25 protein-coding genes and 1 other RNA gene are annotated in these 22,197 nt (G+C 41.3%); 11 read left to right on the forward strand and 15 right to left on the reverse strand.

Annotation, left to right across the window (positions count from 1 at the left end):
- Nucleotides 1–167: 167 nt before the first annotated feature.
- Nucleotides 168–1,454, reverse strand: a complete 1,287-nt coding sequence (locus I8751_RS22910; protein ID WP_214441398.1) for a glutamyl-tRNA reductase — start codon at nucleotides 1,452–1,454, stop codon at nucleotides 168–170.
- A 159-nt stretch (nucleotides 1,455–1,613) separates the two neighbouring features.
- A complete protein-coding gene (gene glpX, locus I8751_RS22915; protein ID WP_214441399.1) occupies nucleotides 1,614–2,651 on the reverse strand; it encodes a class II fructose-bisphosphatase in 1,038 nt (345 codons plus the stop codon).
- Between the two features lie 369 nt (nucleotides 2,652–3,020).
- Here glpX and I8751_RS22920 point away from each other — a divergent pair, with 369 nt between their 5' ends.
- The 3 genes from I8751_RS22920 to pstS all read left to right on the forward strand — a co-directional run bounded on the left by I8751_RS22920 (nucleotide 3,021) and on the right by pstS (nucleotide 6,339).
- Entirely contained in the window at nucleotides 3,021–3,761 is a 741-nt protein-coding gene (locus tag I8751_RS22920) for a cytochrome c biogenesis protein CcdA (RefSeq protein WP_214441400.1), read from the forward strand.
- Between the two features lie 3 nt (nucleotides 3,762–3,764).
- On the forward strand, nucleotides 3,765–5,180 hold the full coding sequence (locus I8751_RS22925) for a cytochrome c biogenesis protein (protein WP_214441401.1): 1,416 nt from the start codon (nucleotides 3,765–3,767) through the stop codon (nucleotides 5,178–5,180).
- Nucleotides 5,181–5,286: 106 nt separating this feature from the next.
- Entirely contained in the window at nucleotides 5,287–6,339 is a 1,053-nt protein-coding gene (gene pstS, locus I8751_RS22930) for a phosphate ABC transporter substrate-binding protein PstS (RefSeq protein WP_214441402.1), read from the forward strand.
- Between the two features lie 31 nt (nucleotides 6,340–6,370).
- Here the strand turns inward: pstS and I8751_RS22935 are convergent, their stop codons facing one another.
- The 6 genes from I8751_RS22935 to I8751_RS22960 form a co-directional block, all read right to left on the reverse strand.
- Nucleotides 6,371–6,898, reverse strand: coding sequence for a P-loop NTPase family protein (locus I8751_RS22935; RefSeq protein ID WP_214441403.1), 528 nt, complete (start codon nucleotides 6,896–6,898; stop codon nucleotides 6,371–6,373).
- Nucleotides 6,899–6,925: 27 nt separating this feature from the next.
- The gene (gene queF / locus I8751_RS22940) at nucleotides 6,926–7,342 is read right to left on the reverse strand and encodes a preQ(1) synthase (protein WP_214441404.1); all 417 of its coding nucleotides are present in this window, start codon (nucleotides 7,340–7,342) and stop codon (nucleotides 6,926–6,928) included.
- Nucleotides 7,343–7,459: 117 nt separating this feature from the next.
- On the reverse strand, nucleotides 7,460–7,858 hold the full coding sequence (locus tag I8751_RS22945; RefSeq protein WP_214441405.1) for a hypothetical protein: 399 nt from the start codon (nucleotides 7,856–7,858) through the stop codon (nucleotides 7,460–7,462).
- 141 nt (nucleotides 7,859–7,999) lie between these two features.
- Nucleotides 8,000–8,380 carry a phasin family protein gene (locus I8751_RS22950; RefSeq protein ID WP_214441406.1) on the reverse strand — a complete coding sequence of 127 codons (381 nt, stop codon included), beginning with the start codon at nucleotides 8,378–8,380 and terminating at the stop codon, nucleotides 8,000–8,002.
- A 25-nt stretch (nucleotides 8,381–8,405) separates the two neighbouring features.
- Nucleotides 8,406–8,502: signal recognition particle sRNA small type (gene ffs, locus I8751_RS22955), an RNA gene on the reverse strand.
- A gap of 37 nt (nucleotides 8,503–8,539) precedes the next feature.
- The gene (locus I8751_RS22960) at nucleotides 8,540–8,806 is read right to left on the reverse strand and encodes a YciI family protein (protein ID WP_214441407.1); all 267 of its coding nucleotides are present in this window, start codon (nucleotides 8,804–8,806) and stop codon (nucleotides 8,540–8,542) included.
- Between the two features lie 201 nt (nucleotides 8,807–9,007).
- On the opposite strand from I8751_RS22960, the gene I8751_RS22965 reads away from it, so the two are divergent.
- Nucleotides 9,008–9,556: a 2'-5' RNA ligase family protein gene (locus tag I8751_RS22965; protein ID WP_214441487.1), complete on the forward strand. Its 549-nt coding sequence runs from the start codon at nucleotides 9,008–9,010 to the stop codon at nucleotides 9,554–9,556.
- A 75-nt stretch (nucleotides 9,557–9,631) separates the two neighbouring features.
- The gene (locus I8751_RS22970) at nucleotides 9,632–9,949 is read left to right on the forward strand and encodes a hypothetical protein (protein WP_214441408.1); all 318 of its coding nucleotides are present in this window, start codon (nucleotides 9,632–9,634) and stop codon (nucleotides 9,947–9,949) included.
- A 410-nt stretch (nucleotides 9,950–10,359) separates the two neighbouring features.
- Here the strand turns inward: I8751_RS22970 and I8751_RS22975 are convergent, their stop codons facing one another.
- Together I8751_RS22975 and I8751_RS22980 are read right to left on the reverse strand one after the other, a co-directional pair.
- A complete protein-coding gene (locus tag I8751_RS22975) occupies nucleotides 10,360–10,722 on the reverse strand; it encodes a hypothetical protein (protein WP_214441409.1) in 363 nt (120 codons plus the stop codon).
- Nucleotides 10,723–11,019: 297 nt separating this feature from the next.
- On the reverse strand, nucleotides 11,020–11,313 hold the full coding sequence (locus tag I8751_RS22980; protein ID WP_214441410.1) for a DUF433 domain-containing protein: 294 nt from the start codon (nucleotides 11,311–11,313) through the stop codon (nucleotides 11,020–11,022).
- Between the two features lie 244 nt (nucleotides 11,314–11,557).
- Here I8751_RS22980 and I8751_RS22985 point away from each other — a divergent pair, with 244 nt between their 5' ends.
- The 3 genes from I8751_RS22985 to I8751_RS22995 all read left to right on the forward strand — a co-directional run bounded on the left by I8751_RS22985 (nucleotide 11,558) and on the right by I8751_RS22995 (nucleotide 13,181).
- Nucleotides 11,558–11,812: a UPF0175 family protein gene (locus tag I8751_RS22985; protein ID WP_214441411.1), complete on the forward strand. Its 255-nt coding sequence runs from the start codon at nucleotides 11,558–11,560 to the stop codon at nucleotides 11,810–11,812.
- The gene (locus I8751_RS22990) at nucleotides 11,805–12,290 is read left to right on the forward strand and encodes a DUF3368 domain-containing protein (RefSeq protein WP_214441412.1); all 486 of its coding nucleotides are present in this window, start codon (nucleotides 11,805–11,807) and stop codon (nucleotides 12,288–12,290) included. Before I8751_RS22985 ends, I8751_RS22990 begins: the two co-directional genes overlap by 8 nt.
- Before the next feature lie 495 nt (nucleotides 12,291–12,785).
- On the forward strand, nucleotides 12,786–13,181 hold the full coding sequence (locus I8751_RS22995) for a hypothetical protein (protein WP_214441413.1): 396 nt from the start codon (nucleotides 12,786–12,788) through the stop codon (nucleotides 13,179–13,181).
- Between the two features lie 108 nt (nucleotides 13,182–13,289).
- On the opposite strand, the gene I8751_RS23000 is transcribed toward I8751_RS22995, so the two are convergent.
- From I8751_RS23000 to I8751_RS23010, 3 genes are all read right to left on the reverse strand, one after another.
- A complete protein-coding gene (locus tag I8751_RS23000) occupies nucleotides 13,290–14,087 on the reverse strand; it encodes a PD-(D/E)XK nuclease family protein (RefSeq protein WP_214441414.1) in 798 nt (265 codons plus the stop codon).
- A 198-nt stretch (nucleotides 14,088–14,285) separates the two neighbouring features.
- Nucleotides 14,286–14,504 (reverse strand): hypothetical protein, encoded by a 219-nt coding sequence (locus I8751_RS23005; protein WP_214441415.1) that lies wholly within the window; start codon nucleotides 14,502–14,504, stop codon nucleotides 14,286–14,288.
- Nucleotides 14,505–14,623: 119 nt separating this feature from the next.
- Complete coding sequence (locus I8751_RS23010) at nucleotides 14,624–14,866, reverse strand: hypothetical protein (RefSeq protein WP_225894337.1); 243 nt, start codon at nucleotides 14,864–14,866, stop codon at nucleotides 14,624–14,626.
- 627 nt (nucleotides 14,867–15,493) lie between these two features.
- Here I8751_RS23010 and I8751_RS23015 point away from each other — a divergent pair.
- Nucleotides 15,494–19,129 (forward strand): WD40 domain-containing protein, encoded by a 3,636-nt coding sequence (locus tag I8751_RS23015; protein ID WP_225894338.1) that lies wholly within the window; start codon nucleotides 15,494–15,496, stop codon nucleotides 19,127–19,129.
- A 63-nt stretch (nucleotides 19,130–19,192) separates the two neighbouring features.
- Here the strand turns inward: I8751_RS23015 and I8751_RS23020 are convergent, their stop codons facing one another.
- Complete coding sequence (locus tag I8751_RS23020) at nucleotides 19,193–19,396, reverse strand: hypothetical protein (protein WP_214441416.1); 204 nt, start codon at nucleotides 19,394–19,396, stop codon at nucleotides 19,193–19,195.
- Nucleotides 19,397–19,406: 10 nt separating this feature from the next.
- Nucleotides 19,407–19,970: a peptide deformylase gene (def, locus tag I8751_RS23025; RefSeq protein WP_214441417.1), complete on the reverse strand. Its 564-nt coding sequence runs from the start codon at nucleotides 19,968–19,970 to the stop codon at nucleotides 19,407–19,409.
- 243 nt (nucleotides 19,971–20,213) lie between these two features.
- Between def and I8751_RS23030 the strand changes: the two genes are divergently transcribed.
- Nucleotides 20,214–21,116: a cell division protein FtsX gene (locus tag I8751_RS23030; RefSeq protein WP_214441418.1), complete on the forward strand. Its 903-nt coding sequence runs from the start codon at nucleotides 20,214–20,216 to the stop codon at nucleotides 21,114–21,116.
- A 100-nt stretch (nucleotides 21,117–21,216) separates the two neighbouring features.
- Complete coding sequence (locus I8751_RS23035; RefSeq protein WP_214441419.1) at nucleotides 21,217–22,050, forward strand: DUF3598 family protein; 834 nt, start codon at nucleotides 21,217–21,219, stop codon at nucleotides 22,048–22,050.
- Nucleotides 22,051–22,197 lie beyond the last annotated feature (147 nt).

Below are 22,197 nucleotides of genomic sequence, written 5' to 3' on the forward strand. Positions count from 1 at the left end.
TGTAAATTAGTATGCGATCGCTTAACTATACGGCTTAAAAAATAAACTCAATAGTTTTAGAACAACTTAAACCTTGATCGATCAAATGCATTTAAACATAAAAATTGCAGGTGCGTTAAAAACTAAGCTAACGCACCTGAGATCCTGGCAATAGATTTTAAGATTGTTTAGCTAAATTGCTCGCCTGCATCTAGGTTAAACAACATTTGCAGGGTTTGCATACAGCGCCGTCTGGCTTCTACATCCTGCTGCGCCCGCAGTTGCACCATCGGATCATGTAAAATTTTGTTAACAATTCCCCTTGTCAAGGCTTCGATAACTTCTTGATGTTTCTCACCAAATTCTGACCCCAATCGCGACAAAGCTTTTTCTAGTTCTTGTTCACGAATGGTTTCGACTTTATTCCGCAGACAGCTAATCGTGGATACAGTTTCTAGACTACGCCACCATATATCAAAAGCTTCTACTTCCTCCTCTAAAAGTTTTTCGGCTTCTTGTGCCATTTTTCGGCGGCTTTCGTAGTTTTGTGCCACTACCGCTTTCAAATCATCGACATTAAAAGCCTGTACGTTTGCTAGTTCATTGACATCTGCATGAACATTACGCGGTACAGAAATATCAAATAACATTAGAGAACGGTTAGGCTCTAAAACTATTTCTAGCTTGGTGCGATCAAGTATTGGCTCCGTTGCTGAAGTGCTAGTAAACACTAAATCACTATCGGCAATCACCGACATCATTTCTGATAGTAAATAAATACGTATAGGCTGTTCAGGGAACTGCTGTGCCAATTCGTGGGCGCGATCGCGAGAGCGATTGATAATATTAATTTGTGCAGCACCCTTAGAAATTAGGTGTTGAACTAGCAGCCGTGACATTTTGCCAGCACCCAAAATTGTGGCTCGACAAGCGGCTAAATTTGCCACTTTAATCTGTGCTAACTCCACAGCTGCCGAACTGATAGAAACTGCACCAGTACCAATGCTAGTTTCAGTACGAACCCGCTTACCAGCAGTAATTGCTTGTTTAAATAATCGATTCAAAATTGTTTTTATACCGTTGTATTGCTGCCCTAGTTTGTGAGTGGTCTTGATCTGAGCTAGAATTTGCCCTTCTCCAAGTACCAGACTATCTAAGCCAGCAGCTACCCGCATCACATGCATGACTGCATCATCATGCAACAACATAAATAGGTGTTGTCTAAGAGACAACACCGGCAATTTACTGTATTCCGAAAGAAACTGAGTAACTTCCCGGATACCATGCTCAGTTTCACTGGTAACAATGTAGATTTCCAGGCGGTTACAAGTGCTAACTATTGCTACTTCATCAATATGGGGATAGCTGCTAAGGTGAGCGATCGCGCTTTCAGTTTGAGGTTCTGGAATACTCAGCTTTTCCCGAATTTCAACTGGGGCTGTTTTATGGCTTAACCCCACCACTGCAATATTCATTTCTTATCGGTAATTAGTAATGGGTAATTGAATTGGTAAGAGCATGGGGCATTGGAAAGAAGGGTAAAGGGAAAGGGGTAAAGGGTTTGTTTCTTCATCCTTTACCCGTAGTCGAAACACTGCTCCCCTGCTTCTTCCCTAACCCCTAGTCCTTAAGTACTAACGCAATTGCAAATTCTTAGGTTCGTCAAACAAATGGATAGTATCAACAAAACGGGCTGTATTGGACTGGTTGGAAATAACCAAGCTTTGAGTCCTTGCACCACCGTTAAAGAAGCGGACACCTTCCATGAGAGTGCCAGGGGTAATACCACAAGCAGCAAATAGAACAGTTTCGCCAGAGGCTAATTCGTTGGCATCGTAAACTTTATCGGGGTCATTGATGCCCATTTCCTTCAGCCGGGCAAGATTACCTTCTCTGCTTTCACCAATCAAACCTGTTTGCACTACGCTTGGATCATAGATCAGTTGCCCTTGGAAATGTCCTCCCAAGCACCGCATAGCCGCAGCAGAGATGACTCCTTCGGGTGCTGCACCAATACCCATCAAAGCATGGATATTAGTACCACCAAAAGCACAGGAGATGGCAGCAGAAACGTCACCATCACTGATCAGTCTGACTCTCGCGCCTGCGTCACGGATTTCTTGAATGAGTTCTTTGTGGCGGGGACGATCCATCACCACAACCACCAATTCCTCAATGGAACGGTTTAAGCACTCAGATAGGATTTTGAGGTTTTCAGTAGCAGACTTGTTAATGTCAACTAGACCTTTAGCGGGAGCTGGGGCTGCAAGTTTCTTCATGTAGAAGTCAGGTGCAGCAAATAAACCGCCTTTTTCGGAAATCGCCAAAACTGCCATTGAGCCATTTTGACCGTAAGCAACTAAGTTGGTACCTTCACAAGGGTCAACAGCGATATCAATTTCAATTAATTCATCAGGGTTACAGAAGTTTTTGGCATCTGGTTGGGTACAAATACCGACTTCTTCTCCAATGTAGAGCATCGGAGCTTCATCGCGTTCGCCTTCGCCAATAACAATGCGACCGCGCATATAGATTTTGTTCATCCGTTCCCGCATGGCTTCCACTGCTACTTGGTCAGCAATGTTCTTTTCGCCTTTGCCCATCCACTTCGAGGAAGCGATCGCCGCTTGCTCTACTACCTCAATAATCTCTAACCCAAGTGTATTTTCCACAAACTCGCCCTCTCAACTGCTTGACTTCGCGTCGTTTCATCTGGCTATTTCAGTCTTCAAGTCTACCAAAGGGCGGATACCTGTGGGAAACAGTATCTAGTAACACCTGTGTTAAGTTTTGCTGCTATTGATATTAATAATGAGCAGATCTATTCCAAAACAGTATTTCCGTACTAATTGAATTGTACTAATTTTAAGTTGAAGCTCAGTACTTAAACAAAATTAGTTACATATTCTTTATGTTCCCTTTATCCTTGCCTCTACCAATAACTTGAATTTTGCATAGCCACTTAGTACTCTACCAACTTTGAAACGCAAAGTACGCTAAAATTCAAGCAGAGTAAGCATTTCCCTGCTCAGAAATACGCTATGTTTGAAAATTTGCCAACTCGACTTTATGAATTAGAACAATTTGCCAACTCTCTTGTCACTAACCAATTAACGCACCTGAGCTTGCTGAGTATTGGCATCATTTTTGTAGCTGGCTTACTCACCAGTCTCACGCCTTGTATGCTTTCTATGTTGCCTATTACCATTGGCTACATCGGCGGTTATGAAGGGAAAAGCCGCCTGCAAGCTGCGGCGCAATCAACATGGTTTGCTTTGGGATTGGCAACTACGCTAGCAGGACTAGGTATTGCCGCTGCTGTGGTAGGTAAAGTCTACGGTCAGGTGGGAATTGGTTTACCAATTATTGTTAGCGTTGTTGCTATTTTGATGGGGCTGAATTTACTAGAAGCATTACCCCTACAATTTCCCTCACTGGGCGAAACGAATTGGATTTCGTCAGATTTGCCACCAGCAGTCCGTTCTTATTCAATCGGGCTAACTTTCGGTTTAGTTGCATCTCCTTGTAGCACCCCAGTTTTAGCTAGCTTACTGGGTTGGGTTGCTAACACCCAAGATTTAATTTTAGGCGCTGTTTTGTTGCTTTCTTATACAGCAGGATATGTTGCACCTTTGATTTTGGCTGGTACTTTTACTGCTTCTATCAAAAGATTGCTGGAGTTACGTCGTTGGTCTGGATGGATTAACCCAGTCAGTGGTGTGCTCTTGGTAGGATTTGGCGTTTTTTCCTTAATTTCTCGCATTCCCTTTGGCAGTTTTTAAGCAATGACTTTAGATGATTCCGCGTCCACAGAATTACGTTGGTGGTCAATACCTGGGCGATTCTTACGACAAGAGCTTTTGCCTGTATTGACAAATTTACGACTAGCGATCGCACTTTTGCTATTAATTGCTTTATTCAGCATCAGCGGTACTGTGATTGAGCAAGGTCAGTCACCCGCGTTTTATCAGGCTAACTATCCCGAACATCCTGCCTTGTTTGGTTTTTTGACTTGGAAGGTGATTCAAGTCGTCGGGTTAGACCATGTGTATCGTACTTGGTGGTTCCTGGCATTACTGATTTTGTTTGGCACTAGCCTAACTGCTTGTACTTTCACTCGCCAATTACCAGCCTTAAAAGCTTCCCGTCGCTGGAAATATTACGAAGAACCACGGCAATTTCAAAAATTAGCTTTGAGTGCAGAACTAGATACTGGTTCTCTCAATTCTCTAAACGAAATATTACAAAAGCGCCGCTATAAAATTTTTCAAGAAAACAGCAATATTCTCTATGCCCGTAAAGGAATAGTCGGCCGCATTGGCCCCATCATTGTGCATGTGGGTATTGTGACTATTCTGTTGGGGGGAATTTTAGGGGCAATGACTGGATTTATGGCCCAAGAAATGGTTTCTAGCGGCAATACATTTCAAGTACAAAATATTGTTGATGCTGGGCCTTGGGCATCTACTAAAACTCTTAAAGATTGGTCTGTGCGCGTCAATCGTTTTTGGATTGATTACACTCCCACTGGTGGAATTGATCAGTTTTATTCAGATATGTCTGTCTTGAATAATCAGGGACAGGAAGTTGACCACAAAAAGATTTTTGTCAATCAGCCATTGCGTTATCACGGCGTAACTTTTTATCAAACTGATTGGGGAATCTCAGCAGTTCGCATTCAATTTAACAATAGCCCCATTTTTCAGTTACCAATGGCATCATTAGACACCAACGGGAAAGGAAGACTTTGGGGAAGTTGGATTCCCACAAAGCCAGATTTAAGTGAGGGTGTGTCTTTGATCGCCAAAGACTTGCAAGGCATGGTATTAATTTACGATTCCAGTGGTAAATTAGTTGATACTGTGCGTACTGGCATGGCTACCAAAGTGAATGGTGTAAATCTCAAAATTGTGGATGTAATTGGTAGCACTGGCTTGCAAATAAAATCTGACCCAGGTATACCTATGGTTTACTCAGGGTTTGCTGTGCTGATGTTAGGTACAGTGATGAGCTACTTTTCTCATTCGCAAATTTGGGCATTACAAAAAGGCGATCGCTTGTATGTCGGCGGTAAGACTAATCGTGCCCAAGTGGCTTTTCAACAAGAGGTTTTAGATATTTTAGACAAGCTAAGTTCACCATCAGAAAATGACAATCAAACCAACACTACAGAATCTCTAGCATCTAATCCACCACTTTAGCAAAGACGAACATTACGAATTACGTAGCTTGCTTCTCGCCCTTGGCGAGTATTACGAATTACGAATTAACAAGGCTGTTTATTAAACATTGAAACTCAAGATTTGTATGTCTGCTCAACTTCCATTTCAGCGACGGGCTTTCCTTCTATCCATAATCGCTGTCTTGTTGAGCATCACTTCCTGCACGACTGAGAATAGAAGGATAAAAACTGTTTCCCTAATTGGTGCTGGAGCAAGTTTTCCTGCACCTTTATATCAACGCTGGGTTACAGATTACAACCAGCAAAATCCCTATGTAGAAATTAACTATCAATCGTTAGGAAGCAGTGTTGGTGTGCAACAGCTAAGCAATGGGACTGTAGATTTTGCAGCTAGTGATGTGGCAATTACAGATGAACAAGCATCTAAGATTAAAAAGGGAGTAATTGCTTTACCCGTAACTGCTGGTGCTATAGTGCTAGCTTACAATCTTCCCAACATACCAACTGGTCTGAAGCTACCACGCCAAGTTTACACAGACATCTTCTTAGGAAAAATTAAAAATTGGAATAATCCTCAAATAGCTTTAGCGAATCCAGGGGTGAATTTGCCCAATCTCCCTATTCGGGTCGTACATCGGTCTGACGGTAGTGGTACTACAAGCGTGTTGACGCAACATTTTAGTGCTATCAATCCAGAATGGAAAAGCAAAGTCGGGGCTGGTAAATCCATAGCATGGTTCGTAGGAATTGGTGCTAAGGGTAATGAAGGTGTTACCGCCCAGATTCAACAGGTAGTAGGCGCTATTGGCTATGTGGAGTATGCTTACGCCATACAAAATAACATCGCTGTTGCTGCTTTAGAAAATAAATCTGGTAATTTCATCATACCTACACCAGAATCGGCGGCTAGAACCTTAGAAAAAGTGAGATTACCCGCCGATAACTTGATTGCTTTTATCACCGATCCTATAGATCCCCAATCTTATCCCATTGTCACTTACACTTGGCTGTTGACTTATAACGAATATCAAGACCCGGCTAAAGCCCAAGCATTAAAAAACTTTATAAACTGGGCTGTGACTGAAGGGCAAAAATCTAGTTTGGAACTGGGATATATTCCTCTGTCTAAAAAAGTTGTAGTTAAGATACAATCTGCGACCAAAAAGATTGTCGAGTAGTTGCTAAGAGACGAGCAACCTCCTAACAACTTTATTTTGCTAGTTCTATTTCAACAGATCGGTAGAATTCTTTTAAATCATTAGGAGACTGAAGATGGTAAACTCTCTTAGTTCCTTTTGCTTGATTCACGTACTCTCGGTACTTAGGAGTTAGTTTCTTGTTGCACAGCCAAACAGTATAATAACTGTTGAGCGTACCTTTCAAAAGCGGGCTATCCTTAGGCCAACCCTCTGGTGGTATCATAAATCCTTTCAAGAATCGCTTAGTTACCCACCAATAATGCAGGAGAATTGGCATATCCAAGTACACTAAGGTATCTGCAACTTCTAGTCTTTCCCATACTGTATCCAATGAACCGTATCCATCAACGATCCACTGGTCTTGCTGAAGGAGTTCATTATGAGCAGCTTTATACTCCTCGTATGGGACTTCTCCACCGCCTGGTTTATACTTTAGAAGGTCTAAAGCAACCAAGGGCAAACCAGTCATTTCTGCCAAACGTTTACTGAGAGTAGACTTACCGCCTCCAGCATTGCCAAATATAGCTACCCTATTCACTAGACCCTCACACAAACGTTGATGAAATTATTGCTTTTGATGCCGTACTTCTACAACAGTATGCACATTTCCACGGGGAGTAAAATCTGTTTTTACTGTCACCTCTAAAGGGTCACAAGCTGCAACAAAATCATCTAAAATTTGATTGGCTGATTCTTCGTGAGAAATATAGCGATCGCGGTAACTGTTAATGTAAAGTTTAAGTGCCTTTAACTCTACTACCCGTTCGCCAGGGATGTAGTTAATATAAATTGTGGCAAAGTCAGGATAGCCAGAAAACGGACATTTACAGGTAAATTCCGGCAAGGTAATACTAATATCGTATCGTCTGCCCACACGCGGATTAGGAAATGTAATTAATTGCCCTTCCGCAATTTCTCGTTCGCCATACTTCATTTCTGGGCTTGGCTGAGATACAGTTTCAGATAATTTGTCAGTTGTCATTTGTTAGTTGTCAGTTGTCAGTTGTTAGTTGTTAGTTGTTAGTGATGCACTGAGCTTGTTGAAGTGTTGTCAGTTGTTATTTTTCTTGCTTCCTCTGCTCCTCTGCCCCTCTGCTCTCTACTCCCGTTCCCAGTCTGGACAACTTTCATCGTCCCATCCGTGAGGATGCATGGCACAAACTAACAAGTTACCGCCATACACTTGACCGTGGTAGTTGTTGCAACCTATGCAAGCAGAATTTTGTTCGCGTGTGGGTTCAACTTCATAAGGAAACCCAGGATCTAAATCGGACATAATGTCTTCTAGATCCCAGTAAGCTTCCGAAAAAATCGGTTCGGCTAAATCTTGTAAATACTGATCAACTTCAGTGATAAATGTACTGTGTACTTGCTCAGTAATTTCTTCCGTCAGATCAAAAAAGGCATCTACCATTTCACTCATTCCTAGGAAGAATAGCTCTACTTCATCTGCAACTGTTTCTATGATTTCTGTTAAATCTTTCTGCCATTGTTCCATAAACTTTACGCCCTTAATTCTGCCCGGCGTGAAGCACTCTAAGTACACCCTAGGCAATTTATATTATAATACCTTTGGTCATAACGTCATGCCAAAGCGTTACTTAGTATGATCGCTCAAGCTAAAAAGTTGCTTTTTGACTTAATCGTTTTGCAGTTTTTTTAACTCTTCTTGCAGTTCTAGCACTTGCTGACGCAAATTATCCACATTCTCAGTTGGGGCTTGTTTCGCAGTTGGCTCTTCATCTTCCTCTAAGATTTCGATGCGGCGAGGTTCAGAAGAAGGTGTTTTATCTGGGGTTTCACTGGCTGGTTGTGGCTGTTGAGCTTGCTTCATCATGTCTTCGACGAAGCGGCGGGCTTCTTCTGTGTTCATTTCGCCCTTTGCGACCATTTCGTCTGCCAGCTTTTGGACTTGCGATCGCAGTTCTGCTAATTTTCCCCCAGCTTTCTCACCTGCGTAAGAAGCTAAGCCGACACCGAGGTAAAAAGCTTTTTGAACAATATCACCAAAACCAGCCATTGCTGCTGAAAGCTCCTACAAATAGGGCGACCCGGAGACTACGCCTACCACAAGCATCCCGTATTGCTGCTACCTTCCGGTTCTGACAAAGTTTGGGCGTTGAAGTCGCATAGATCCAGGTCTTCTAAAAGCATAACACCAAAAGTCAGTAAGTGTGTGTTATTCGACTACAATTTTCCATTCGTAAAGCTGATAGTCAACGCAGCCGTTTTTTACCAATGGGTCAGCAGCGACAATTGCTTGGGCTTCGTCCATTGAGGTTGCCTCAAATAGCAACATGCCTCCTCCCAACTGCGCCCAATATCCTGTTCGTGCTTTGTGTCCTTTAGCAATCAACTCTTTAACGTAAGCTTTATGGGCGGGTACGTATTGGTCAAAGGTAGGTTTATCGACTGTACCTGTTTCAATTTTGACAAACCAGGGCATTGTGCTGGCAACCTCTTAAAATTTTTGTATTGTAAATGATAGTTGTATATTTTCGAGGCGATCGCTGCTCAAAATAAACTAATAGCCTTTAACAGTTATCAGTTACCAGTCAAAAGCTATTTGATAACTGTTTACTGGTTTAAATCCCTCACCAACGCCGTGATAACTGTTTACTGTTTACTGTTCACTGATTTAAATAAAATGAGCCGTTTTTTTATTGCTCTTTTACCGCCTCGGCATATTCAAGAGTATGCCAGCGAAGTTAAACAATACTTTGCTGATAACTATGGCAGTCGTGCAGCCCAAAAATCTCCGCCTCACATTACCTTGCAACCACCCTTTGAATGGGCAGATGCAGATTTGCCACTGTTAGAAGCATCTTTAAAAGAGTTTGCCATTAATCAACAGTCAGTACCAATTACACTTAGCGGTTATGCAGCCTTTGCACCCCGTGTCATTTATATTAATGTCATTAGAAGTGAGGAGCTTCTGAATTTACAAGCTAATTTAATGGCGCATACAGAAAGTAAATTGAGTATTTTTGATCGAGTTTCTCAAACGCGTCCTTTTGCTCCCCATCTAACAGTTGCGTTTCGGGATTTAACTCGACAAAACTTTAAAGCTGCTTGGCCAGAGTTTGCCAATCGACAGTTACATTTTGAATTTCTTGCTGACAACTTAACACTGCTATTACACGACGGTAAGCGGTGGAATGTGAAATCAGAGTTTGGTTTTTTGACTGGTGGGTAGATTGCCGTCAATGATATTGTAAATTGAATTGTAAAAATAACCAGCGATCGCCAAACATTATTAAACAATTCAGTAATGAACAGCATCTTTAGCCCCGAAGAAATTACTGCCCTTTCTGCCGAAATTGACCGCCAGTTAACCGAACTGCGCGATGCCCCAGATTCAAGGCAAAAACAAGGAGACGATGAAACGTCGGCTGAAAAAATGCTGGTAAAACAAACCGAAGCAATTACAAAACTTACACAAGAAAAGTCTAAGAGTTTTTTGCAGAGATTTGGACGAGCCGCCAAAAGTGATTTATGCCAAGAAGGGGGAATGCTGAATCAGCAGTGGAAGAAATGGGGCGATTTGGATAATAAGGATGCTGTGGAACGCTTGGTGCAGTGTTGGTAACAATGGGTTTTTCAGGAGATGTGCTATCTCCTTTAGCTGTCGCCGTGACGGTGATTGTTATTCATATTGGGTTGAAAGCGTTTTGTAAAGATTATTCTTCAGAAGTGGAGAATAAATGAATTTTGCATCACGCAAAGACGCGGAGGCGCAAAGAGTAAAAGTTTTAAGAGTCCAGTTATGCCGTAGGCTAACGCACCTTATACCAATTTGAAAAAAGAATACGACAGCAATGCCTTGCCCTCTTGCCCTCTAGAATAATTGATATGTCGCAAACATGATAGTGATTATCGGTTAAGTCCACACACTCTTAAGGGCACGGCAGTGCCGATGCCCCTACAGGCGACGATATAATTTTGTCTTGCATCCAACTAAGAATCACTTTCTTAATTTTGAATTTTGAATTGGTATTATCACTCTCCCAACAACGCCTCAAGGGATTGAGGGTCAGCAATACCCCGCAGGATAGCGTAGATAATCATAGAATCTTCCAAATCTAACTGCTCGCACAGTATATTCTCATCTCGCTCACCGGCTAAGATACGACGGATGGCAGCAACGAAATTTGGCAAATCTCCTGCAAGATTCTCCATCTCAATTTCTAGCTGTTCCCTGATTTCTGCATTATCCACAGCATCTACTACCTGTGCAATCCACTGCCCATGTTGCCGCAACTCATACTGTGTCCCCCCAAACGCCGCTTTTGCTTGCCTTGCTTGGCGACGATATTCTTTAGCTTGGGTGGTGTCGCTTTGCTTGTCGGCAATATCTGCCAAGATGTTATATGTTTTCCAAATCTTAGCCGCAGCCGGGTCTAAGGTTTTGTCAATGTCTAAATAATCAACAAATTACAATGACTTGGTTATTCTCTGGGAAGCGCAGATTTAATTCCATTGCCGACCGTTTGGGGTGTGGAAGCTTATGTGAGATAATACAAGCTTTTTAGTCTAAATTCCGTAAAAATGCTAGGCGATCGCATACTCATTGAAAATTATTCCTCAATCCAAGATTTTGTAGAGCCATAACTAAAGAACGTGCCGTAGAATCTTCATCCATGTACAATCGAATTTGACTCATGAAAGTTTTTCAGTCTGATGCAGTTTCTCCAATCTCTCAGCTTCGGCTGCTTCGGCTGCAATATCAGCATCAATGTCCTCACGGTTCGCATGATAATAAATTAAAGCTGCATAAACCTGCGCTAAACTTAGATGATTAATTTGCTCGGCAATTTCTTCTACACTGTAACCTTGTTTATACCAAATAGCTATACGCCGGACTGTCACCCCTGTACCAGCAATAATCGGGCAATCCCCATGTATTTCTGGGTTATGGTTAATTAGTGTGCCGATATCGGTAATAGTTGCCAAAACTTATTCTTCCCATTATTTCACGCTCAATATCATTATTACAAGGTTTTAATTCACATCAGATGTAATGAGAGCTTTACTAGATACCCATGTATTCATTATGGTAATGGCGATGTCTACGACAAGCCGCATTGCGTCTACGCATCCATCAGCTTTCTTTACCAACATCACCATCAACATTGTGTATTGAGTAAAAGTAATGTTAGCCTTAGCCTAAAAACGAGCTGCCGATTTAACTGAATTTATGACTATACAAATTAGTATCGAACTTCCCAATGACGTATTTTCAGCACTCCGCAGTAACCCAGAGACGTTTGTTCAAGAGATGCGTTTAGCGGCGGCTGTCAAGTGGTATGAAGTTGGTACGGTTTCCCAATCTAAGGCTGCTGAAATTGCTGGAGTTAGTCGCCATCAATTTCTAGAAGCACTTTATCGTTATAATGTTTCACCTTTTCAAGTGACTCCCGAAGAATTAGCCCAGGAGTTAGCGCGTGACTAGACGATGGGTTGTGAATGCTTCTCCATTGATTGTACTTACTAAGATTAATCAGGTTCATTTGCTCTTTGAACTCTGTAATAAGGTTGTCATTCCTAGCGGTGTTGTTCAAGAAATCTGTATTGCCCCAGATAATGACCCTACAAAACTCTGGATTTTGAATACAGGAACTAGCTATATTCAAAATTTAGAACAAGTTGATCCAGTGATTGCTGCATGGGGTCTTGGTTTGGGAGAGAGTCATGTTCTTACCTGGATATATAACAATCCTGGTTATGAAGCAATTTTAGATGATCGCGCCGCAAAAACTGCTGCACTTGCTTTAGGGATTCCTGTACGGGGAACTCTGGGTGTGATTTTACTTGCGAAGCAAGAAGGTAAGGTAGAAGCCGCTAGACCGATTTTTGAACAACTGGTTCAGATTGGTTTTAGAGTCAGTACAGAAGTTATAGAGTCAGCACTTAAAATTGTTGGTGAGTAGTTTATGTACCAGTTAGCCGCATTGCGTCTACGCAAAATTACCTTTCATTACTAACACTACCTAATACATGGAGAACCTTAACTAATTTGTGACGAACGACGTAAGGTTTTTTATTAACGCTACCTCATACATAGAGAACCTTAACTAATTTGTGACGAACGACGTAGAGTTTCTTATTAACGCCACCTCATACATAGAGAACCTTAACTAATTTGCGACGAACGACGCAGAGTTTCTTATTAACGCCACTTCATACATAGAAAACATCAACTATTTGTGATCAGCATGTTGATTTTATGTGCTGAGATGTTTTCATAGACGGTTAATAGTTGCGTTTTCCTTGGTGAGTTGCAACTACTAGTAGCTTAAGCATAATTACATACTTTTTTAGAAAATACTTTGTTAATTAAAACACTAATTTTTGTGATTTACCCTGAGCCAGATTACAGCTTGTTTGAGACAAGCTAACACTATAACCGTTACAGGAGTAAATCTATGCCTCGCGCAAAACGTACATCTCGCGTTCTTGCAAAAGCTCAACTCAGAGCTTCTGGACTTAAAGCTATTGATCCAAATATAGATTTTGGCGATAATAACAGCTTGCAAAATATGATACAACAAATTGAGCAGTTAAATGCTAAACTTGATACTCATAACACTGCCTTGGCTGTGATTGATGCTTCGAGAACTGATATTGAACAGCTAGAAAAAAATTTGAGTGCCTTGTCTGAAAAAATGCTGCTGGCAGTTGCGGTAAAATACGGTAAAGACAGCCGTGAGTATGAAATGGCTGGTGGTGTTCGTAAAAGCGATCGCATCCGTAGAAGTACCCTGAGCCGTTTGAAAGCGGTTGCAGAGGAAACAGCCAAAGAAAATGCTAAAAGTGCGTAGAATTGGGATGTAATTAAAAACTATGCGATCGCACTCATCTACTAAAATTTAAGTTGGTAAGTGCGATCGCTAGAATAAAAAGCTAACCAAACCAATATTTATCAAACATTAAATTGATACTTCTTGGATGTTGTCAAGACTAGGCAACAAATCTTTTATTTCTTCAGTAGCTTGTGTGCGATCGCACCGCGTGGCAAACTGGCAATAATCACAAGCTTTACTACCCACCGCTTCTTGCGGAAATTGCTCGTTGTGTTGGTAAGCTTCTAGCCAATGAGTTAACTGGCTCAACAGTTGATTAAGTTCATTTGCTGTTTCTTGATGCTGGCGAGTATTGTAATTAAATTTAGTATTTTTTGGTTTGCCTTGCGATTGCACAAACCAGTAAGTCATCGAAATATTTTCTGGTAAATATTCACTCGTTTCAGCTAACACATACAAATAAAGACGTGTTTGCCAGTTTTGCTCTAAGTTGCGTTTATTTGGTGGTTGAGGATAAGTTTTCCAGTCGAGAATTTGCGCCTGTTGGTGATTGGCAATTAATAAATCATAGACAACTATCAACAAATAATCTTGAACTTGTAAGGTACGGTAGTGTTCGCTTTCACGGAAAGTTTGGTTATCGGTTACAGGTGTTAAAATTTCTGGTGCAGCATTAGCAAAAGCCGCCATCCAGGTTTGCAATTGAGTATCCGTTGCTAAAAAATTATCAATTGGCAGACCCATTTCTTGCTGCTGCATGAGCAAGTGAAAGCGACTACCTAAAGTTTGCCGTTCCTCATGTTCAGGGTCTGACGGGGAATGAAGTTTTTCTAAGTAGGTATGTTGGAATTTACGCGGACAAGTTGCTAGTAAATTGAGATGTCCTTGAGACAGTCGTAATAGTTGAGTTGGAGTTGAGACCATGATTCTATTTTAGAAGCGATCGCAAAAATATAAGACAGTAACGCCAAAAAGCCTCATGTAAAGACGCGATAAATCGCGTCTGATAAGACCGATTACCCAACTTTAAGCATGGGGGTTAGCTGTTGGGTAATCGGTCTACTATGAAAAGTATGTATTTTGTACCATATTCACAGATAGTCTCCAGATTTGCTATCTCAACTAGTCTTTATCTTGCTCATCTTGGTTAGGGAACTGTCTTGTCTTCTCGTTAGACTTACTAGAGCCGAAGCTATAAACCATCGCTATTTTCACAATGTCAAAATAGGCGGGATGATTGTCTTTATTTACGATTGCTAAAGAGATTGACCCTGCGATTAAAATAACTAAAATTGGCGACAGTGTTTCTCCTTTGAAGCCGTTACTGTTATGCTTTGGCATGATATAATCTCCTAGTGAATGAGAAACCTGTGGCTAAGTGCAAGTTAGCCACAGGTAACTGACTACAATTCGTCATGAGTGTCTAATAGCAACCTTTCTGCTGATGAGTGGGGCAAAAGTTAACCCCAAGACTCGATCATCATGGCGATCACAAACAGACAAAATAAAAAGACTGCAATCCTCAAAAACAATGTCCATAGTTCTGGGGATTGCAGTATCTTAATTATTAAGACAGCGTTGAAAACGTGAGATACAACAAAAGCGATCGCACAACCAAGCAAAGCTAAGAGAAAGTACTTGAGTCCCTTGGCTACCCACTTCAGAAGTCGGTTTTGTCTATTTTTGAGATTGGTTTTCATCATTTTTATCCTGTTGTGAGGGTTGAATCTAAAGTGCAAGCGCACCATCAACTACCCTAAAGTTTGGAGCAAATATTTATGGTGATGCTCCTACTTGGTTAAGGCACGCAGCAGTCTGAGCAAACTTTTGTCAAGTTTGAAAATTTGAATACCAACAATGGTGATCTAGAATTTGTAGATGAATTGGAAGCGTGATTCAGAAATCAAGGCTAGGCGTTCAATGCTTGTAAGAGTTGTCCTTTGTCATTTCTCATTTGTGTTTACACACAAAGGACAAATGACCAATGACAGTCTTCACGAAAAAGTGAAATATGTAGGCGCATTAGCTTATGAACAATTCCAACCAGGAAATTTGAATAACTGCCTTTCTTGAAATTGCTGAAATTTTCTATTCCAGCCTTTAGCTCTCACTCACACACAAAGTTGTTTTAAGGTAATAGCATACTTACTAAGTTACCTAAAAACTTATGTTAAACTCACTATAAGGTAACTAAGTTACTTCGTCAAGGTAATACCGAAGAAATTGTTAAAAAAAGTCAGAATACGACGATTTACCATTGTCATTTCACTTGCTGGACAGTAGTCAAATCGTCACTTTTGGCAGATTAATTTCTCACAAAGTGAGCTAATATGAGTGTTGTCGTTAGTTCTGGTGTGTGCATGAGTGCGATCGCTCAAAATTTTATTTTGGCATTAGCCGAAGAACGGTGTTTATCTAGTAGTGAGCTAGAGGTATTTTTGCCTGCCGTTGAGGGTAAAGCACCAAATGCGATCGCCCAAGAATTGGGTATTAGTGCAGAGGCAGTACGCAAAAGATTAAGTGAGGTTTACAAAAAATTCCAAGTTAGCGGCGGTGGGCCAGGTAAGCTCACTAAGTTACAACAAGTTATTGAAAGCGCATATCAAGCATCTTCGCAGCCTGCAAAACCGAGTGTCCCCAACCGGCAAGATTGGGGCGAAGCGCCTAGTATTCGTAGTAGCTTCTATGGCAGAGAAGCAGAACTATCTAAACTTAAGCAATGGATTGTCGAGGAGCGCTGTCGATTAGTAGCACTATTAGGCATGGGAGGAATTGGCAAAACTACCTTGTCGGTGAAGTTAGCAGACGAAGTTCAAGCTAATTTTGATTACTTTATTTGGCGAACTCTCCGCAATGCTCCTCCTATTCAAGAGATGTTAGCTAATCTGATTCGATTTTTCTCTGACGAACGGGGAATACATTTACCGGAAACCATAGATGCAAAAATTACGTTACTGATTAATTATTTACGAAAACATCGTTGTCTGTTGGTATTGGATAATGCAGAGACAATTATGCAAGGAGGAGCTAGTGTAGCTTCTTCGCAGCAGACTCGCGCCGGATATTACAAAGAAGGATATGAAGATTATGGTCAACTACTCAGACGGATAGGAGAAGAACCTCATCAAAGCTGCTTAGTAATTACTAGTCGTGAAAAACCGAAAGAATTTGCACCTTTAGAAGGCGAAACATCACCAGTCAGAACAATATCATTAACTGGTGTGGGAGAAGCAGAAGGACAAGAGATTCTTAAAGATAAAAGCTTATTTGGTTCACAGCAAAACTGGTCAAAACTGGTGAAGAATTATTCAGGTAATCCTTTAGCCTTAAAGTTAGTTGCTGAGACAATTCGAGAATTATTTAGTGGTGATATTGCTGCCTTTTTAGATGCTGGAGAGATAATTTTTGGTGACACCCGTAATTTATTAGACCAGCAATTTGAGCGCACCACAGAGCTAGAAAAAGAAATCATTTATTGGTTGGCAATTAAGCGTGAGCCAGTGTCGCTAGAAGAATTGCTAGAGGATTTTATGAATCCCTTGACTAAAAGGGAATTATTAGAAGCACTGGAGTCTCTACGTAGGCGAAGCCTCATTGAAAAAAGTGATGCTTTGTTTACCTTGCAACCTGTAGTTATGGAGTACATTACAGAATCCATCATTGAACAGATTTGTCGAGAAATTACTACAGATAAAATTGCGCTATTCATGAGTCATGCTCTGATGGGAGCCACTGTCAAAGATTATGTCAGAGATATTCAAATTCGCCTCATTCTCCAGCCAATTATTGAAAGATTACGAAATCTTTTGAGAACTCAAACTAATATTGAAGACAAACTAACTCATATTCTTGAACCCCTGCGAGGCAAAGTAATTGTCAAACCAGGATATGCTGCCAGTAATGTTATTAGTCTATTGTCTCAATTACAGACTGATTTGACAGGTTATGACTTCTCAAATTTAGCTGTTAGGCAAGCTTATCTCCAGAATGTAAATTTGCATCAAGTCAGTTTTGCTCACAGTGATCTGACGCGGTCTGTCTTTGCCAAGAACTTTGCCACAGTTTTATCAGTAGCATTTAGTCGAGATGGAAAACTTTTAGCTACAGGAGATGCTAACGGTGAGATTCGCTTGTGGCGAGTTGTCAATGGTCAACAGCTTTTGCTCTATCAAGCACACACTAACAAAGTATGGTCAGTTGCTTTTAGTGCCGATGGTACAACGTTAGTTAGTGGCTCTGAAGACCAAACCATAAAAATTTGGGATGTCCGCAGTGGTGAATGTCTCAAAACGCTACTAGAGCACACAGATAGAATTTGGTCAGTCGATTTTAGTTCTCAAGGTAACATAATTGCCAGTGCTAGTGAAGACCAAACCGTGAAAATCTGGGATATCCACAGCGGTGAATGCCTCAAAACTTTGGCGGGTCACATTAATGGGGTACGGTCAGTAGCTTTCAGTCCTAATGGGATAACTTTAGTCAGTGGCAGTAAAGATAAAACTGCAAAAATCTGGGATGTTCATAGCGGTGAATGCCTCAAAACTCTCTTAGGGCACACAGATAGAATCTGGTCAGTAGCTTTCAGTCCTCAAGGTCAGGCGATCGCCAGTGCCAGTGATGATAAAACAGTGAAGTTATGGGATGCGGAAACTGGTAAGTGCCTCAAAACTTTGACAGGTCATACTAATTGGGTATGGTCAGTAGATTATAATCTCGAAGGGGATATCCTAGTTAGTGGCAGTGATGACCAAACAGTTAGACTATGGAATGTAAACACTGGTAAGTGTTTGAAAACTCTGCAAGGTCATACAGACAGAATCTGGTCAGTCGCTTTCAGTCCTCATGGTCACACAATTGCCAGTACCAGCGATGACCAAACAGTAAAGTTATGGGATAGCGATACTGGTAGATGCTTGCGAACTTTAAAAGGTTATACCAATTGGGTATGGTCAGTAGCTTTTCATCCTGATGGTAAAATTTTAGCCAGCGCTAGTGATGACCACATAGTTAGGTTGTGGGACGTAGAAAGTGGTAAGTGCCTCAAAACTTTAAAGGGTCATACAAATGGGGTGCGCTCAGTAGCTTTCAGTCCCGATGGTCAAATTTTAGCCAGTGCTAGTGATGACCAAACTATTAGGTTATGGAATACCAATACTGGTATCTGTTTCAAAATTTTGAAGAAACACAGTAACTGGGTATGGTCAATAGCTTTCAGTCCAGATGGTCAAATTTTAGCCAGTGCTAGTGACGATCAAACAGTCAAGTTATGGCATGTGAATACTGGCAAATGCTTCAAAACTTTGTCAGGAGACACCAATCGAATATGGTTTGTGGCCTTTAGTCCAGATGGTCAAATTTTAGCTGGTGCCAGTGAAGATCGTACAGTTAAATTGTGGCGGGTTAACACAGATGAACCCTTGGAATCTTTAGAAGGACACAGTAATTGGGTAAGGTCAGTAGCTTTTAGTCCAAATGGTCAAATTTTAGCCAGTGCTAGTGAAGATCATACAGTGAGATTATGGAAGGCTAGTACCGAGGAACGCCTAGAACCTGTGGAACCTGCTTTGAAGGAACACACCGATAAAGTCCGAACAGTAGCTTTTAGTCCTCAAGGTTGTACAATTACCAATGAGCAAGATCAAGCCAGTGACATTTTAGCCAGTGCTGGTGATGATAATGCTGTAAAAATCTGGGATGTAAGCACTGGTAAATGCTTAAAAACACTGCAAGGACACACCAAGAGGATATGGTCAGTTGTCTTCAGTCCTGATGGTCGAATTATTGCTAGTGGCGGTGAAGATGAAACGGTGAGGTTATGGAACGTAGACACTGGTAAGTGTTGGAAAATCTTCAACATCTACAAACCATATAAGGACATGGACATTACAGGCTCTATCGGTTTAACAAAAGCGCAAAAAGCTACCTTGAAAGCTTTAGGGGCTGTAGAAAAAGCACAGAAAAAATAAAAGGTAAAAGAATGAATTTTGCCTTTTTACTTCATCCTTTTACCTTTTTTATGTACCTGATGCTTACTTCATGTTAGCCCGTGCGTCACTAACTGCGGCAAAGAAAAATAATCCTGTGAGTGGAATGCTCAATCCTAAGATAATTGCAGTTGTAAGAACGCCTAAATCTGGTTGTCCGTAACTCAGTTCAAAAATCGAACCGACAGCTGCGATCGCAGTTATACAAGCACCACCTAAAAACAAACCGCTTTTTGGAGTTAAATACACTACTAGTCCCCTATGCTACTGGTTTCACTGCCTGGTACGAGAAGCCATTTTTAGATAACTCCTGCGCCAAAGTCAAGGAGTTTTCCACGCGGTCTACAAAAACCACCCCATTGAGGTGATCCATCTCGTGCTGAATACAGCGGCTTAGCAAGTCATTAGCCTTTAATGTCCGGGGACGACCATATTCATCTTTATAGGCAATTTCTACGACTTCGGGACGCTTGACATCAATATAAACATTGGGAATGCTCAAACAGCCTTCTTGAGCAACGCAAACTTCCTTGCTCACTTGTTTAATTGTGGGGTTGATTAATACCAGTGGCGGATTAGCGGCGTTATCGGGTTCGCAGTCGATGACAATTAGTTGTTTTTGAATTGCCACTTGAGGAGCAGCCAAACCAATGCCATCCTTGCTGTACATTGTTTGTAGCATTTCGCGTATCAGTTGACGAAGTTCATCATCAACTTTGTTAACGCGTTTTGCTGCTTGACGTAGCACGCGATCGCCTAGATAGTGCAGTTCTAACGGGGGATTTTTTAATTTTTTCTTCTCTACAGCAATTTCAGGGGGCATGGTTCTTGATGGCTAGATTGTGAAAATTCCTACTAATCTCATTCTATCAATCTCGTCAGTAGTCAGTGGTCAGCGATGCACTGAGCTTGTCGAAGTGTGGTCAGTTGTTTTTTATCTGGTTTAACACCGCTAAAGCGCAAGGGGCGTGGAGTTTTTATTCTCCAAGTTTTGCGCTGTCGAGTATAAAGGTTGAGGTGATCTTGCACTTGGATGCAAAGCCAATTTTAGATATTGGGGTGATGTGTGTTTAAATTTCTCACAAAACTTGACTACTTGCTCAAAGAAACTTTCCTCGGTTTACTGCGCGGAGGTTGGATGAATTGGGCAGCTGTGAGTACTGTTACGGTATTACTATTTTTATTCGGCTTGAGTTTGCAAACTTCCTGGCAAGTAGAAAAACTCCTCAATCAGTTCGGTAGCCAGCTAGAAGTTTCTGTTTATTTCGATCCAGGTACATCAGCCCAAAGTATTGAGCCTTTTGTGGCGCAAATGCCAGAAGTAGTGGCGATACAAACAATTACCAAAGAGCAAGCTTGGACTAAGTTAGTTAAGGAATTGGGAATTGCAGATATTGATGGTGCTACCCAGCAGTTAGGGGAAAATCCTTTAGTTGATGAAATGAAGGTAAAAGCCAGAAATTCTCAAGTTGTGCCAACTTTAGCGACGCAACTAGCTAAGTTACGAGGAGTGGAGACGGTGCAGTATGTAGATGAAGCAGTAAAACGCATCGCGCAACTGCACCAAGGTTTAAACTGGATTACTTTAACAATTACAATTATTTTGACTTTAACTGCGATCGCGGTAACAACTACCACAATTCGCTTGATTGTCATGGCGCGTCGTCGAGAAATTGAAATTATGCAACTGGTAGGAGCAACTTCAGCGTGGATTTACCTGCCATTCATTTTACAAGGCATTGCCTTTGGCTTAGTTGGCGGTGCGATCGCTTGGAGTTTTATTTCGGTAATTCAACAGTTTATCGGTAAATTGTTAGCCAATCAGCCAGAATTTATCCAATTTATTAGTAATGGTATTCAACTTAGCACCACACAAATCTTATTGTTGCCGTTTATTCTCTTAAGTTTCGGTGCAGCGGTAGGATTAATGGGAAGCTTATTTGCTGTTCGGCGTTTTGCTAAAGGTTAGGTATAGGGCATCCTTTCAGGAATTAAAAATTAAAAATGAAATCGAATCAATTTCATTTTTAATTGAGCGAAGTATTGGGTATGGATAAAGGACAAAAGTTATGAAATCGCAGTGGGAATGTTTTTTGCAAAATCTCGGTGTATGGGAAGGTTCATTTACCAGTTTTTCACCTCAAGGTACGTTTCTCAAAGATATTCCTAGCCGTCTGACCTTAGAAGGGTTGAACAACAACCAGACAGTGCGCCTGAATCTCTGCCGTTCAGGGCAAGCTGACATGGTTTTAGAATATAGCTCTGTGGGAGGAAGTCTCCTATTTTTTGAAAATGGGGCATTTTCTCAAGGTTCAATTCAGCTAGCACCCTTTACTGAGTTTGGAGCAGAATTTGGTTTAATTTATGAAAATCGCCGCTTACGTCTAGTGCAATTGTTTGATCAAAATGGTCAACTAGACAAATTCACCTTAATTCGCGAACACTTAGCTGGAACCCCAACGCCAGAAACCCCACCCTTACAAATCGATGACTTGTTAGGAGAATGGCAAGGCGAAGCAATAACAATATATCCAGATTTGCGATCGCGAAGCGTCTCCAAGGGAGATTCGCCTGATACTTACTCTACAATTCTCAAATTACAATTGGACGGTACTGGACGCTTAAGTCAAAGTTTGAGTTTTGGCGAACATCAAATTACTTCGACCGCTACTGTTAAAGGCTCCATCATCCACTTTGATCAAGATCCGCAAAAACAGATACAAGTATTATTGCTACCCGACGGCGCTTCTGTAACTTCTCCATTGCAGGTACAGTTACGTCAACCCTTATTTTTAGAGGTGGGATGGTTAATCCAGCCTAACCTGCGCCAACGAATGGTTCGCAACTATAACGATAAAGGCGAATGGACTAGTCTCACTTTAGTTACTGAAAAAAAGGTGTAATACCAATTCGCAATTCGCAATGACGCTCCTTCGTCGCTCTAAGCGTAGCTATGCCGCAGGCTTTACGCTGCGAAGATCGCAATTCGCAATTAAAGAACTTAGATACAGCAAAGCTTTCAGGCTTTACATCTGTATCAGATTTTGCGT

The sequence above is a fragment of the Atlanticothrix silvestris CENA357 genome, assembly GCF_016056295.1.
GTDB lineage: Bacteria > Cyanobacteriota > Cyanobacteriia > Cyanobacteriales > Nostocaceae > Atlanticothrix > Atlanticothrix silvestris.